General features: G+C 54.9%; 11 protein-coding genes, 1 tRNA gene and 1 other RNA gene. 5 read left to right on the top strand and 8 right to left on the bottom strand.

The features are described from left to right. Positions 1-5: 5 nt before the first annotated feature. From dppB to IBT54_RS12480, 7 genes are all read right to left on the bottom strand, one after another. Positions 6-1025: a dipeptide ABC transporter permease DppB gene (dppB, locus tag IBT54_RS12510; RefSeq protein WP_013359638.1), complete on the bottom strand. Its 1020-nt coding sequence runs from the start codon at positions 1023-1025 to the stop codon at positions 6-8. A gap of 171 nt (positions 1026-1196) precedes the next feature. Further along, a complete protein-coding gene (gene dppA / locus IBT54_RS12505; protein WP_201252233.1) occupies positions 1197-2807 on the bottom strand; it encodes a dipeptide ABC transporter periplasmic-binding protein DppA in 1611 nt (536 codons plus the stop codon). A 1442-nt stretch (positions 2808-4249) separates the two neighbouring features. Then, positions 4250-4378, bottom strand: a non-coding RNA gene (locus IBT54_RS12500) — RtT sRNA. 35 nt (positions 4379-4413) lie between these two features. Next, positions 4414-4490, bottom strand: a tRNA-Pro gene (locus IBT54_RS12495). A 125-nt stretch (positions 4491-4615) separates the two neighbouring features. Then, complete coding sequence (gene eptB / locus IBT54_RS12490; RefSeq protein ID WP_013359636.1) at positions 4616-6307, bottom strand: kdo(2)-lipid A phosphoethanolamine 7''-transferase; 1692 nt, start codon at positions 6305-6307, stop codon at positions 4616-4618. A gap of 316 nt (positions 6308-6623) precedes the next feature. After that, the gene (locus tag IBT54_RS12485; RefSeq protein WP_013359635.1) at positions 6624-7052 is read right to left on the bottom strand and encodes an organic hydroperoxide resistance protein; all 429 of its coding nucleotides are present in this window, start codon (positions 7050-7052) and stop codon (positions 6624-6626) included. A 95-nt stretch (positions 7053-7147) separates the two neighbouring features. After that, positions 7148-7612: a MarR family winged helix-turn-helix transcriptional regulator gene (locus IBT54_RS12480; protein ID WP_095706422.1), complete on the bottom strand. Its 465-nt coding sequence runs from the start codon at positions 7610-7612 to the stop codon at positions 7148-7150. 63 nt (positions 7613-7675) lie between these two features. On the opposite strand from IBT54_RS12480, the gene IBT54_RS12475 reads away from it, so the two are divergent. Further along, positions 7676-8272, top strand: a complete 597-nt coding sequence (locus IBT54_RS12475; protein WP_147789671.1) for an HD domain-containing protein — start codon at positions 7676-7678, stop codon at positions 8270-8272. Positions 8273-8311: 39 nt separating this feature from the next. Here the strand turns inward: IBT54_RS12475 and IBT54_RS12470 are convergent, their stop codons facing one another. After that, complete coding sequence (locus tag IBT54_RS12470; RefSeq protein ID WP_010257438.1) at positions 8312-8608, bottom strand: HTH-type transcriptional regulator; 297 nt, start codon at positions 8606-8608, stop codon at positions 8312-8314. A gap of 733 nt (positions 8609-9341) precedes the next feature. On the opposite strand from IBT54_RS12470, the gene IBT54_RS12465 reads away from it, so the two are divergent. From IBT54_RS12465 to mtlD, 4 genes are all read left to right on the top strand, one after another. After that, complete coding sequence (locus IBT54_RS12465; protein ID WP_201252232.1) at positions 9342-10940, top strand: gamma-glutamyltransferase family protein; 1599 nt, start codon at positions 9342-9344, stop codon at positions 10938-10940. A gap of 234 nt (positions 10941-11174) precedes the next feature. After that, complete coding sequence (locus IBT54_RS12460; protein WP_013359631.1) at positions 11175-11891, top strand: DUF3053 domain-containing protein; 717 nt, start codon at positions 11175-11177, stop codon at positions 11889-11891. A gap of 433 nt (positions 11892-12324) precedes the next feature. Continuing rightward, positions 12325-14259 (top strand): PTS mannitol transporter subunit IICBA, encoded by a 1935-nt coding sequence (locus IBT54_RS12455; protein ID WP_033734707.1) that lies wholly within the window; start codon positions 12325-12327, stop codon positions 14257-14259. Between the two features lie 96 nt (positions 14260-14355). Then, positions 14356-15504 (top strand): mannitol-1-phosphate 5-dehydrogenase, encoded by a 1149-nt coding sequence (mtlD, locus tag IBT54_RS12450; RefSeq protein WP_095706425.1) that lies wholly within the window; start codon positions 14356-14358, stop codon positions 15502-15504. Positions 15505-15512: the final 8 nt, after the last annotated feature.

Raw genomic sequence — 15512 nt, 5'->3', positions numbered from 1 at the left:
CCCCCTTATTTCTTGTGACGTATGCGCGGGTTAACCACGCCATACAGCAGATCAACCAGCAGGTTGACCACAATAATCAGTACCGCGGTCAGCAGCACACCGCCCTGCACCACCGGATAGTCACGGCGCTGCAACGCTTCAATCAGCCAGCGCCCCAGACCCGGCCACGAGAAGATGGTTTCGGTCAGAATCGCCCCGGCCAGCAACGTGCCGACCTGCAGGCCGATGACCGTCACCACCGGCAGCATGGCGTTACGCAGTGCATGCACCACGATTACGCGCATCCGTGTCAAGCCTTTGGCGCGCGCCGTACGGATGTAATCTTCACCCAGTACTTCGAGCATTGCCGAACGCGTCATTCGTACAATTACCGCCAGCGGAATGGTGCCGAGCACGATGGCGGGCAGGATCATGTGCATTACCGCATCGTGGAAGTCGCCCGGCTCACCCCAGAAGAAGGTGTCGATCAGCATAAAGCCGGTCAGCGGCATGCTGTCATCCAGGAAGACGGTGTCGCCGACCCGCCCGGAAACCGGTGTCAGGTTGAGCTGCACCGAGACCAGCATGATCAGCATGATGCCCCACCAGAAGATCGGCATGGAGTAGCCGGTCAGTGAGATGCCCACGGCAGTGTGATCGAAAATTGAACCGCGTTTTACCGCCGCCAGCACCCCAACCGGGATACCAATGGCCACGGCAAATATCATGGCGCAGATGCCAAGTTCCAGCGTCGCTTTGAAGCGCGGAACAAACTCATCCCAGACAGGGATGCGGCTCTTGAGTGAAATGCCCAGGTCGCCATGTAATACGCCGTTAATGTAGTTCAGGTACTGTTTCCACAGCGGCTGATCCAGACCTAACAGCGCCATTAACTGTGCATGACGTTCAGGAGAAATACCGCGCTCGCCGGCCATGATCAGCACCGGATCGCCGGGGATCATGTGAACAAACGCGAAGGTGAGTAATGTAATACCGATAAACGTTGGGATGACAAGGCCCAGACGTCGGAGTATGAACTGCAGCATAATCCGGGTTCTCTCTTGTCCGCGCGACCGTCGCCGCGAGGGTTGTTATTGCTTACATCTGACGATCGGGTAGGCCCGACCGCGACGCAGACAGGCTGCGCCTCTACCGTTTCCAGTAAAACAGGGAGATAAAGCCGGGGCGACACGCAGTCGCCCCGGAAAAGGCGACAATTATTCTTTAATGTCTACCTGAGCAAAGTAGTGTCCGCCCAGCGGATCGACTTTGTAACCGGAGACTTTTTTGCTGACCGGTTCGTATACCGTTGAGTGCGCGATCATCAGCGCCGGTGCCTGGTCATGCATTACAACCTGAGCCTGCTTGTAGTACTCGATACGCTTCGCCTGATCGGCGGTGGCGCGAGCGGGCTGAATCTGATCCTCGAAGGATTTATCACACCAGCGCGAGTAGTTAGAGCCATCTTTGGCCGCTGAGCAGCTGAACAGGGTGGCCAGGAAGTTATCCGGATCCCCATTGTCGCCGGTCCAGCCCATCATGACGGTCTGGTGCTCACCCGCTTTGGCGCGCTTCAGGTATTCGCCCCACTCGTAGGTCACGATTTTGGCTTTGACGCCAATCTTCGCCCAGTCGCTCTGAATCATCTCAGCCATGCGGCGAGCGTTCGGGTTGTACGGACGCTGAACCGGCATTGCCCACAGGTCGATGGAGAAACCGTCTGCCATGCCCGCTTCTTTCAGCAGCGCTTTGGCTTTTTCAGGATCGTAGGCGTAGTCTTTTACGTCGTCGTTATAGCCCCACATCGTTGGTGGGATCAGGTTTTTAGCCGTCTGGCCTGCACCCTGATAAACGGCGTCGATAATCGCTTTTTTGTTGACCGCCATGGTCAGTGCCTGACGCACTTTCAGGTTATCCAGCGGTTTTTTCTCAACGTTGTACGACAGATAGCCGACGTTCAGGCCAGCCTGCTCATACAGGTTGATGTTTTTGTCCTGCTTCATACGCGCAATGTCAGCCGGGTTCGGATATGGCATGACCTGACATTCGCCCTTCTGCAGCTTGGCGTAGCGCACCGACGCATCCGGGGTAATGGAGAAGACTAAGCGATCGATTTTTGGCTTGGTGCCCCAGTAATCCGGATTAGCTTTGTAAAGGATGCGCGAATCTTTCTGATACTGCAGCAGCTGGAACGGGCCGGTACCGACCGGGTTCAGGTCGACGTTTTGCGGGGTGCCCGCTTTCAGCATGTTGTCTGCATACTCTTTCGACAGAATCGAGGCGAAGTCCATGCCGAGGTCAGCAAGGAACGGCGATTCAGGGCGGGTCAGCACGAAGCGAACGGTATTCTCGTCCACTTTTTCGATTTTGCTGATCAGCTTCGGCATGTCCATGCCTTCGAAGTATTCGTAGCTGCCGCCGGAGACGCCGTGGTAGGCGTTGTTTTTATCCAGCTGGCGCTCAAAGGTGAACACCACATCATCCGCGTTGAAGTCGCGCGTCGGTTTGAAATCTTTGGTGGTCTGCCACTTCACACCTTTACGCAGGTGGAAGGTGTAGGTTTTACCGTCTTCACTGACATCCCACTTCTCTGCCAGCGCAGCGTGCAGTTCGGTGGTGCCGATAGTGAACTCAACCAGTCGATTGTAGATCTGACGTGAGCTGGCATCGTAGGTGGTGCCCGAGGTGAACAACTGCGGGTTAAAGCCTTCCGGAGAACCTTCAGAACAGTAAACGAGGGTTTTTGCCTGAACACCGGCGGCGACAGTCATAGCAATCAGGCTCAGACCGACCTTCAGCATCCCGGATTTAGCCAGGGAGTTGATCATGCTTTTGCTCCATTGTGATGTGATGTTGTGTGTATTGCCCGACCTCTGATTTTTTTATGCGGTTCAGGCGTACCACCGAACAGGTGGTTAACGCGCGCTGCGTTTTTTATGTTTTTTCTGACGCAGATTGTGCATTCAGAAAATTCCGTAACTGCGCGTTTATTGACGCATCAATTTGTCAACAGTTGCAAAGAACGTCAATACAACGGTTACTTATTTACACAGAGTGTGAGGAATAGCATGCAACGGTAATAAAAACCGTTTCTGTCTGAAAGCCATACAATACACAGCGTAGCTGGCCTGAATTCCGTGCATTGTGCTGGATAGCAGCTCTATCGCTAGTGATTCTCACCGCTAAAAAACTTAAAACTTTTACCGGCAAATGTTGAATAACTGAACGATTCACCGTGCGTTATGACGTTCAACCAGCGGAATATGCTGGGAAAGAAGCATAAGAAATCAGCATGTTGCCGCTTTCGGTCATAAGAAGAATGTGTCGCGAATTATGATCGTAACTCTTACAGGGCAAGGCCTGACAGCGGGAAAGGGGTAACAATAACGGCGGCTAAGCGAAATGCGCGGCGGATGGAGTTTACTGGAACTTTCTGGAAGGCAGCGAGGCGGGCAACAAAACAAAATGTGGTAAGCGGGAGTGGCGTTAAGATCGAGATCTGCTTCGGGAACACGGGCAGATCGGAAAGGCGCTTAAACCATCCCTGGACGCTCGGCCCACGCCGTCCCTGTCGTGGGACGCTTTCCTCCTCTGCCCGTGTTCCCTCCGCCTTGTGTTTATGCGCTGCGGTCAGATTCCCAGGGTTTAAATCTTTCAGCCGTCTGAAGTGTTTCTGTAAGTTTCAAATGCGTCTGCCAGACGTGAAGCGAAGGGAGCATACGCCTGCAGCAAAGCATCGCGCCGCCCGGATAAAAACGCCGGGAGCGTTTTTGAACAACGCAACGCGTTGGCCCGGCAACGGGCGCACCTCAGGGATGAGGTGCGTAATCGCCATCCCTGGCATGCTCAGCGGTCAGATTGAGATCTGCTTCAGGGATACGGACAGAGCGGAAAGGCGCTTAAACCATCCCTGGACGCTCGGCCCACGCCGTCCATGGCGTGGGACGCTTTCCTCCTCTGCCCGTGTTCCCTCCGCCTTGAGTTTATGCGTTGCGGTCAGATTCACTCGGGTTTAAATCTTTCAGCCGTCTGAAGTACTTCTGTAAGTTTCAAATGCGTCTGCCAGACGTGAAGCGAAGGGAGCATACGCCTGCAGCAAAGCATAGCGGGCCATGGATGGCCCGCGCAGAGCCCGCCAGGGATGGCGGTTTTGCGTCTTTGCGGAAGGCGTATGCTCCCTGAAGCCCGCACACCGCTAATTTTTTTGCCTGCCCATGACTTTTCTACAGACGAAAAAAAACCTGTCTTTTCAGACAGGTTTTCTTAAATATGGTCGGCGAGAGAGGATTACTCTGCTCTTCGAGCAGCGCCCTCCGGGCCGTTGCTGAAGCAACGTTGTCTCGCTACGCTCGGCTCAAACCTCCTTCGGAGGTCCTCATCCTCATTTTCTACAGACGAAAAAAAACCTGTCTTTTCAGACAGGTTTCTTAAATATGGTCGGCGAGAGAGGATTCGAACCTCCGACCCACTGGTCCCAAACCAGTTGCGCTACCAAGCTGCGCTACTCGCCGATGGGGGCGCATGTTACTGCTACCCCCGATCAGCGTCAACCGCTTTTTATGCTTTTGCCGCCAATCGCCTGGAAAGCACGCGGTTACCGGAAATTAACCACCTGCCCTGCCCTTTTCGCTCACTATTACAGCGCTTTAGCCTGACCTTTAGCCGGTGCCTGACACCAGTTGTTGGCCGGGTTAATGCCGCCATCTGGCGAGGTATAACCCAGACAGCCCAGAATGGTATCGAACAACTCAACGTGACGATGAGTCCGGCCCACACGTTGTTGCGCCTGCAGGCGCTCGAAGTTGCTGCGGTTCTGACTATCTTCCAGATACTTATCTGACGCCCAGACCATCATCGGCACACGGAACTGCTCCGGCGGTGCCATCTCACGCGGCGTACCGTGCAGGTGCATATTTTCGCTGATCGACTCACCGTGATCAGCAGCATAGAAGACGATCGCCTTCTTATCACGCAGCTGATCCAGCACGCTATCCAGCATGCTATCGACATACAGCACCGAGTTGTCATAAGCGTTAATCAACTGCGCTTTACTACAGGTCTCATCGACGCCCATACACTCCGGCTGATACTTCGCGAAGCTACGCGGATAACGCTGTGAATAAAGATAGTGCGAACCTTTGGTGTGCAGCACCACCAGATGCTTACCTTTCGGAAAACGATCCAGTGACGCTTTCATCTCCGGCACCAGCAGCATGTCATCGACCGCTTTGCCCTGATTGCGCTTCTCTGAACCAATCTGCTCACGGAAAGCAAAGTTGTTGGCATTGACGTTGTCGTAGAACCAGACTTCACTCTGCATCGCAAACAGCTCAGAGGTGAAGCCCAGCTCTTTCATCACCGCAAACACATTCTGCTCTTTCAGCGTGCGGCCAGGGTTATCCATGGTACCGCCTTCGCGTACGAACATGCAGCGCAGCGACAGCTTCGTCGCGGTATCACAGGACTCGCCGCGGAACGCGACCAGGTTCTTCTCTTTCGACAGCTTAGGCGTCGTGTCGCGCTCATAACCCAGCATTCCCATGTGATCCCAGCGGGTGGTTTCGCCAATCACAAACACCACATAGGTATCGTCCAGACCGGCAGGCGCAACGTAGGTAAACTTCTTCGCCGGATCCAGCAGCTCCTCGCTATTTAGCGACTCATCCACGCGGGTCCAGGCAAACAGTCCCACAGCCGCCAGCCAGTTGGAAGGAAGATACGAGTGGGCGACCACACCGCCGTAGCTCGGCAGATCGATGTTAGTGATCTCTTCATTATGCTTCTGCAGCTTGTCGAAATAACGGATCGGCAGCCAGACCAGGGCTACGCAGAGCAGCATAATCAGGGTCGGTTTCAGGCGCTGCCCTGGCGTACGCAGCTGCTCATTCAGCGTCATGCTCAGCCTGTTGCGCCAGATCATCAGCAGCGGCAGCGCGCTGACCAGAACCATCCACAGGATGAAATGGTAGCCAACCACTTCTTTAGAAAGATCGGTATCGGTCGTCATCACCGACGCCACAATGCCGTAGCCAATTACAACGTTAAAAAACGCCATGTAATAGGCGGCGGCAACAGAGATCAGAACAATCATCGTGGCCAGCACGCGATAAAACCACTTTCCGCCCAGCGACAGCAGACGCATCAGAAAGAACGTCAGCAGCACAATGGCCACGACCTCGGTGACGGCAGTGAGCCAGTTCGTTACGGTGGATTGCCTGAGAAAACCGTCAAAACGACGATAGAAAATCGGTAAGTTCAGTAAGATACCGAGGTAGAGCGCCAGCAGTAGCGATAACTTCTGCTGAGTCAGGGTTTTAATATAATTCATGAAAAAAGGAGTTTCTCCGGTGTGAAGCGCTTGACCAAATCTTTTATGTGACTGCCGAAACGCGGCAGAGTTCGCTGAATAAGCGGACCGGACAAGATGAAGGAAAATTCTGAACGGATTTACTGGCTATAACGCGAGGTGGCTCAGTAAAACATGGCCGCGGTTGATAGACCAGAAAATAATCGTTGTCGACCGGATTAGCACATTTTTTGTACATGGCGGAGAGTGACTGTTGGCTGGCTGACGCAGCAAACAGCAGGAGAGAGGATGTGATGAATGAAAAATGCGGGCCTGATGGTTCAGGCCCGCGGCACGCTTAGCGAATGATGTTCAGCGTAACGTCGATGTTGTTGCGGGTAGCGTTTGAGTAAGGACAAACGATATGCGCCGCATCAACCAGCTTCTGCGCTTCTGCTTCATCCATCTCTGGCAGATGAATATTCAGGGTCGCTTCGATACCAAAGCCATCAGGGATAGGACCGATACCGACTTCACCTTCAATCCACGCATCTTTTGGCATCGCGATTTTGTCGCGGCCAGCAACAAACTTCATCGCACCCAGGAAGCAGGCAGAGTAGCCTGCAGCAAACAGCTGCTCAGGGTTAGTCACTTCGCCGCCTGCACCGCCCATCTCTTTTGGCACGCCCAGTTTAACGTCCAGTACACCGTCAGAAGAGGTTGCACGACCATCGCGACCACCGGTTGCTTTGGCTTTGGCGCGGTAAACCACTTGTTCTAAAGACATGACATTTCTCCGTTACGCTATTTAATCGCCTGCTACTTATTTAACCGTAATCAGGCGGTGAGGTTCAACGGATGCAGCGCATCCGTCGGCAATATTTATCGTGATTGATTCAGGTTATCACGCAACCCATCGAGCTGTAATTTCAGCGCCAGCAGGGCATCATCGTCACAGGCTGTGGCACATTTAACCGCTTCAGGAATCGCTTCAGCCTTAACGCGCAGCGCGCGGCCAGCCTCTGTTAGCGTTACCGCAACCTGGCGTTCATCCTGCCGGGTGCGCTGTCGGTTAATCAGACCTGCGCTTTCCAGCCGCTTCAGCAGTGGCGTTAATGTTGCCGAATCTAAAAAAAGCTGCTCGCCAATCTCTGACACCGTGACATCATCTTTCTGCCACAACACCAGCATCACCAGATACTGCGGATAGGTAATGTCGAGCTGGCTCAGCAACTGTCGATAGACTTTATTCATCGCCAGATTGGCAGAATAAAGCGCAAAACAGAGTTGCTGATCGACCAACAGTGGCATCGTTTTCACTTTTTTGTCATCTTGATCACAGTTCATGATGATTAATATAGATAGCGCACTAGATAATTGCAAGCAAACTTTTTTGTCAGGAGAAATAGCATGCAGGATTCACTGGAAGAACAGGCGCGTCGTTTCGCCACTGAGGCACATGCCGGTGCCGGTCAGCGCCGCAAATATACCGATGAGCCTTACATTGTTCATCCGGCTGCGGTAGTGGAGCTGGTGCGCAGCGTCACTCATGACGATGCCATGTTAGCCGCCGCCTGGCTGCACGACACCGTAGAAGATACCTCTGCCACGTTGGGGGATATCGAAGCCCGGTTTGGTGCGCACGTGGCCAGCCTGGTGGAGATGCTGACCGACAGCACACCCACAGCGGCAAAAAATCGGGCGGCCCGTAAACTGGCGCACTTTCGCCATACGGCCAGCGCCAGTCCTGAGGCGCAGACGATCAAACTGGCTGACATCATCGACAATACCCGCGCGATTGTGCGTTTTGATCCTGACTTTGCTCGGGTCTATCTGGTGGAAAAACAGATACAGATTGCGCTGCTGAAGGAGGGTGATGCGCAGTTATGGCAACAGGCGTCAACGATCATTGAAAGCGGCCTTGCCCAACTGCGGGAGCCTCCCTACAACGTGCCAGCGAGCTGGTTTGTGAAACAGGCCGCTAAATACAGCGAAATGCGCGCATAAAAAAACCCGCCAGCGGCGGGTTCTTCTCGTGATGCCTGATTATTCAAGCAACTGCCGTCCCAGATAGGGATTGGCATGCAATAACTTCATTAATTTCTGCGCCGTCGCGGAAGGACGGGTACGCCGCGCTTCCCAGCTTTTCACGGAAGAGACGCTCACGCCCATCACTTTTGCAAATTCATCAACCTGCATGCCGGTCATTTCACGCAGACGCTGCGGCTCTGGCTGGGCGGGTTGCTGACGCTGAATAAGTAACTCGGCGGCGCGATCATCACGTGTCAAAACAATCTGCTCAAGGCTGCTGAGCAATTCAAACATCGGGTCTTTTAATTCCATAGAGAACTCCTTAAAAACTCACTATGAAGCACGTGAAAGTAGAGAGGTACGAGCCTGAAGTCAGGACTCTGAAACCGGGCCTGTTTCAGGCTGGATCCCGCAAGGGTTTGTTTTTGTTATGAGAAAAACCATTACGGGACACAGCCTGCGGTGCACTGCTTTAATGATGTCAGGTCAATGCAACAAATGCCGGGAGACTAAGTATGGATAGAGACCTGACTATTTGCCGCGCAATTTATAATTATTTTTTTCACTATGGTTTGCCGGAAATGTTCCAGCACCTCTAACCTGCTGAGGCAGTTGATTTTTGTGCTGGCATAGTGCGCAAAAAAATCAAATGGTGTTTGCGCTTTATGTGGATGCCATCAAGCTTTTCTCTGGCATATTCTCATTTCTGTGAAGCACTACACCCCTTTACCTTGTGATTGCAAAATATACGCCAATGGTTTACTTCCTGAACACTTATATTCACGGTTCTGATTAATTTAAGAATAGTCCTGGTTAGCGCCTGAACCCTGGCGCGCGGCGGCTCACAGTGCAGTGCGGAGAAATCTTTTACTCTTAACGCCCCTGCATCGTCAGATGAATCAACAGTCATCCTAACGAAACGGCTGACGCCTCATAACGGTGCAGCTGGCGGCTAAAAACGAGCCCTTTGCGCGCTAAACGTGCAGCTGTGGAATCACGTGCTGATAACGGGAAAATTCACTCCTGACCTCTCTAAGGAAAAGCGATGCGTGAAACAGATTTTAACGTCGGCTACCCCTCTCATCGCGTGCCGATGATGGGCCGCAATGCCGTCGCAACCTCGCAACCGCTGGCGGCACAGGCGGGTTTACGGATGCTGCAACAGGGTGGGAACGCCGTGGATGCGGCTATCGCCACCGCCATCGCCTTAACCGTGCTGGAGCCGACCGGAAACGGCATCGGCAGTGATGCGTTTGCGATTGTCTGGGACGGCAGCGAGCTGCATGGCTTAAATGCTTCAGGTCGGGCGCCCGCCGCCTGGCGTCCCGAACGCTTTGCCGCTCTGAGCGCGATGCCTGAAACCGGCTGGGAGTCTGTCACTGTGCCGGGCGCCGTCTCGGCGTGGGTGACGCTGGCGCAGCGCTTCGGCACCTTACCGCTGACCACCCTGGCGCAACCGGCAATTGACTATGCGCGCGACGGCTTTCCGGTCTCTCCGCTGATTGGTCAGCTGTGGCAGCGCGGCTATGACAAGCTGCGGGATCAGCCTGGTTTCAGCGACTGCTTTGCGCCGCAGGGCCGTCCACCGCGTACGGGCGAACTGTTCCGCAACCCGGCGCAGGCCCGCACCCTGCAGGAGATCGCTGAGACTGGAGGCGAAAGTTTTTATCGCGGCGCACTGGCGCAGAAAATGGCGGCCTTCGCCCGCGAACATGACGCGGCGCTGACGCTGGAGGATTTAAAAAACCATCGTGCTGACTGGGTTACCCTGCTGTCGCATCCGTTTGCTGGCGGATCGGTGCAGGAGCTGCCGCCGAATGGTCAGGGGATCGCGACCTTAATTGCGCTCGGCATTCTGGAAGCGTGGGAGATCAATCGCTATGCACCCGATTCACCGCAGTGGCTGCATCTTTCTATTGAGGCGATGAAACTGGCGCTGGTTGATCTGGACCGTTATGTCACTGACGAGGATCACCTCGAATTTCCGGCTGAATTACTCCTGAGCAAAGAGTACATCCGCCAGCGGGCAGCATTAATCGACCCTGATAAAGCAGGAGATTTCCGCTTTGGATCACCGCAGCAAAGCGGCACGGTGTATGTCGCGGCAGCGGATGCCAGCGGCATGATGGTCTCTTTCATCCAGTCCAATTACATGGGCTTTGGCTCTGGCGTGGTCGTACCCGATACCGGCATCAGCCTGCAGAACCGTGGCGCAGGCTTTTCACTCGACCCGGAGCATCCCAACGTTGTGGCGGGCGGTAAGCGGCCTTTCCATACCATCATTCCGGCCTTTGCGCTGGATCAGCAGGGCCAGCCGCTGATGGCGTTTGGCGTGATGGGCGGCCCGATGCAGGCGCAGGGACACGTTCAGCTGGCGCTGCGGATTATGCTGCACCGGCAGAATCCGCAGGCCGCGATCGATGCGCCGCGCTGGCGCGTGGTACAGGGACGTGAGGTGGTGTTTGAATCCACTCTCGATCGCAATACCCTGAGCACGCTGCGCCGTATGGGGCACAATGTGGTGCTGGAAGACCCTCTGAGTAACTACAACTTTGGTGGCGCACAGGTAATCGTACGCGATCCGCAGGGCTTCTATATCGCAGCCAGCGAGAGTCGCAAAGATGGTCAGGCGGTAGTGTTTTAAGGCCGCGCCAGCGCGCGTCATGTCGCTAAGCGTGCCTTTCAGCTACACGCTTTGCCCGCAATGGCAGGCAAAGCAGCTTGCCCTGACACGCAGACAATCCCGTTCTTTAACCGGCGTTTAAGAAAGCGTCTGTTTCACAGGTGGTTTCACATTGTGCCGTGATGCGGGTTTGTTCTATTCTTTAGGCCATTCTTACCTGGACATCCGACAGTATCACCGACAGGAGTTGAACCCATGGCTTCAGGACTTACACGCCTTATGGCACGCGGCGGCATGATGCTCGCTGGCGCGCTGATTGTGCTGCAACTCACCGCGTGCGGTGATAAAGAAGGCGAGCAGCGCAAAGCATTTATCGATTTCCTCCAGAACACCGTCATGCGCAGCGGCGAGCATCTGCCCAGCCTCAGCGAGAATCAGAAGCAGAGCTTTGGCAACTTCGCCAGCGATTACGCCATCATGTATGGCTTCTCACAGCAGGCGAACAAGGCCGTTGAGCAGGGTATGCGTCCGGTGGTGGATGAGCTTTCGGCCATTCGCGTTCCGCAGGATTATCTTAGCCGTCGTGATTCCCTGCGTCAGGCGAACAGCGCACTGGTGATCGTTACCCAGCAGATTGAAAGCGCAAAAATGCAGGCGGACAGCAGCAAAGCGGCCCTGAAGCAGCCGGATGACCTGAAAAAAGTCTATGACACCGCCTACAACAAAGTGGTGACGGTGCCTGCCAATCAGCTGATTCCGCTGCTGCCAAAACTCCAGGCGCTGAGTCAGGGTGCCGTACAGGCCGGCGATTTCCTGCAAACGCAGGGAAACCGTGTCAGCTTCAATGATGGTGGCGTGCAGTTCCCGACGCAGGATCAGGCTTCACAATATAACGCGCTGATGAGCACTTTATCAGCCAATTCGCAGGCACTTCCTCAGGCACAGGCTGCCGTCCAGGGTGGTCTGCAGTAAAACCGTTTAACGGGCAGGCGTTATTCGTCTGCCCGGCTCATTCCCCTTTTCATCTCTCTTCCTGTCACCTGGATAATGAAGTGTGATCTGGCGCATTTTCGACCAAAAATAGTTTGTGATCTAAGTCACATTTATATAACAAATACCCTGCCGATAAGTGTGATTCATCTCACAGATAACCTGCCAGTCCGGCCAGAATCCAGGCAAAACGATCATTAATGCCGAAAAAAATGTGATCAAAATCACGCAAACCACCCCTTCCACCACCCTCAATCAGTGACACAGATCACACTTGCTCCATGCGCTACGCAGCGTCTAATTCGCGTGATAGAGTCCGCGTGCATACAGTAATACCACCGGCTTTGCGTCGGGGTGGCTAAACAAAAACAAGCGCGCTCTCCTATTGCAGCGCGTCTCAATAAGGGGTGGGTTTATGTCCTCATCAGTGAAGGTCAAAGTACAGAGCTTTGGTCGCTTTCTGAGTAATATGGTGATGCCGAACATCGGGGCGTTTATCGCCTGGGGTATCATCACCGCACTGTTTATTCCAACTGGCTGGATCCCTAACGAAACGCTGGCAAAACTGGTTGGCCCGATGATCACCTACCTGCTGCCTCTGCTGATCGGTTTTACCGGTGGGCGTCTGGTGGGCGGCGATCGCGGCGGCGTGGTTGGCGCGATTACGACCATGGGTGTGATTGTCGGTGCAGATATGCCGATGTTCCTCGGTGCGATGATTGCCGGTCCGCTGGGCGGCTGGGCAATTAAGTCGTTTGACCGGGCGATTGACGGCAAAATCAAAAGCGGCTTCGAGATGCTGGTTAACAACTTCTCGGCCGGTATTATCGGGATGATCCTGGCACTGCTGGCGTTCCTGGCAATCGGTCCGCTGGTTGAAGGTCTGTCACACATTCTCGCCGCGGGCGTGAATCTGATGGTGCAGAACAACCTGCTGCCACTGACTTCCATCTTCGTGGAACCGGCGAAAATCCTGTTCCTGAACAACGCCATTAACCACGGTATTTTCTCACCGCTGGGTATCCAGCAGGCGAGCGAAGCGGGTAAGTCGATCTTCTTCCTGATCGAAGCCAACCCGGGTCCGGGTATGGGCGTACTGATGGCCTACATGTTCTTTGGCCGTGGCAGTGCTAAACAGTCTGCGGGCGGTGCGGCGATTATCCACTTCCTCGGCGGCATCCATGAGATCTACTTCCCGTATGTGCTGATGGCCCCTCGCCTGCTGCTGGCGGTTATCCTGGGCGGTATGACCGGCGTCTTCACGCTGACCGTGCTGAACGGTGGCCTGGTCTCTCCTGCCTCACCAGGTTCTATCCTGGCCGTGCTGGCAATGACGCCAAAAGGTGCCTACTTCGCCAACATCGCCGCTATCGCTGCAGCCTTCGCCGTCTCCTTCGTAGTTTCCGCTATCCTGCTGAAAACCAGCAAAGTCAAAGAAGATGACGATATTGAAGCCGCGACCCAGCGCATGCATGAGATGAAAGCGCAGTCTAAAGGCCAGAGCACAGCAGGCGGCGCCGTCGCCAGCGATGCCATGAGCGTCGAGCTGCATCACGTGCGTAAAATCATCGTGGCCTGTGACGCCGGTATGGGTTCCAGCGCCATGGGTGCAGGCGTGCTGCGCAAGAAAGTGCAGGACGCCGGTCTGAGCAATGTGTCGGTAACCAACACCGCCATCAACGCCCTGCCGGGTGATGTCGATCTGGTGATTACGCATCGTGACCTGACTGAACGCGCGATTCGCCAGGCGCCGCATGCCCAGCATATCTCGCTGAATAACTTCCTCGACAGCGCGCTCTACAGCACCCTGACCGAGCGTCTGGTGGCGGCGAACCGCAGCGACGTACATCGTGAGACGGTGAATACCGCGCTCTCAGACAGCTACGATGAAGGCAATGCGCACCTGTTTAAACTGGGCGCGGATAATGTCTTCCTCGGTCTGACCGCCAGCAACAAAGAGCAGGCGATTCGCTTTGCCGGCGAACAGCTGGTCAAAGGTGGTTACGTTGAACCTGAATATATTGATGCGATGCTGGCGCGTGAAAAACTGACGCCGACCTACCTCGGTGAGTCGATCGCAGTGCCACACGGCACGGTTGAAGCGAAAGATCGCGTGCTGAAAACCGGCGTGGTGTTCTGTCAGTATCCGGCAGGCGTTCTGTTTGGCGAAGAGCCGGACGATGTGGCACGCCTGGTGATTGGTATTGCGGCCCGCAACAACGAGCACATCCAGGTGATCACCAGCCTGACCAACGCGCTGGATGATGACAGCGTGATTGAGAAGCTGGCGAATACCACCAGCGTCCAGGAAGTGCTGGATTTGCTGTCAGGTAAGCCTGTAATCGCGTAATTTATAGCAATTATTTTCCCTGGGGCGGTCATGCCCGTCCCGATTTCCTGGGGCGGGTTTGCCCGCCCCATCGTCATTTGATATGGGTCAAAAATTATGAAAGCGTTACATTTCGGAGCAGGAAACATTGGTCGCGGCTTTATCGGCAAATTACTGGCTGATGCAGGTATCGAACTGGTTTTTGCTGATGTGAATCAGACGGTGCTGGATGCACTGAACGCGCGTCATGAGTATCCCGTTCATGTGGTTGGCGAGCAGGCCAAAGTGGAAACCGTTAAAGGCGTCAGTGCGGTCAACAGCACCAGCGATGAGATCATCACCCTGGTGTCTGAAGTCGATCTGGTCACCACCGCCGTGGGTCCGCAGATTCTGGAGCGTATTGCCGGCAGTGTGGCTAAAGGGCTGGCAAAACGCAGCGACAACGGCAACACCCGTCCGTTAAATATCATCGCCTGTGAAAATATGGTGCGCGGCACCAGCCAGCTGAAACAGCACGTGCTGAAAGCCTTGCCGGAGCAGTATCACGCCTGGCTGGAGCAGCATGTCGGCTTTGTGGATTCCGCTGTCGATCGCATCGTGCCCCCGTCTGAAGCAGGCAGCACCGATCCGCTGGAAGTGACCGTTGAGACCTTCAGCGAATGGATCGTCGATAAAACTCAGTTTAAAGGCGACCTGCCGACCATTCCGGGCATGGAGCTGACTGATAATCTGATGGCCTTTGTTGAGCGTAAACTCTTTACCCTGAACACCGGTCACGCCATTACCGCCTACCTCGGCCAGCTGGCCGGTCACCAGACCATTCGCGACGCCATCCTCGACGAAAAAATCCGGGCCGTGGTGAAAGGCGCAATGGAAGAGAGCGGCGCGGTGCTGATCAAGCGTTACGGTTTTGACGCGGAGAAGCATGCGGCCTACATCCGGAAGATTCTGGGTCGTTTTGAAAATCCGTATCTGAAAGATGATGTGGAGCGCGTGGGCCGTCAGCCGCTGCGTAAACTCAGCGCGGGCGATCGCCTGATCAAGCCGACGCTGGGCACGCTGGAGTATGGTTTGCCGCACGCCAGCCTGGTGCAGGGCATTGCCGCCGCAATGCACTATCGCAGCGATCAGGACCCCCAGGCGCAGGAGCTGGCTACACTGCTGGCTGAAAAAGGCCCACAGGCGACCCTGGCTGAGATTTCAGGGCTGGATGCTGACAGCGAAGTGGTGGCTTCTGTGGTGAGCGCCTGGCACGCTATGGCATAATGCGCGCG

This window comes from Pantoea sp. S62, assembly GCF_016658625.1.
In the GTDB taxonomy this organism is placed as follows: Bacteria; Pseudomonadota; Gammaproteobacteria; order Enterobacterales; family Enterobacteriaceae; genus Pantoea; species Pantoea vagans.
The sequence above is the reverse complement of the archived record's forward strand: the minus strand, read 5'-3'. Positions and strand labels throughout refer to the sequence as shown.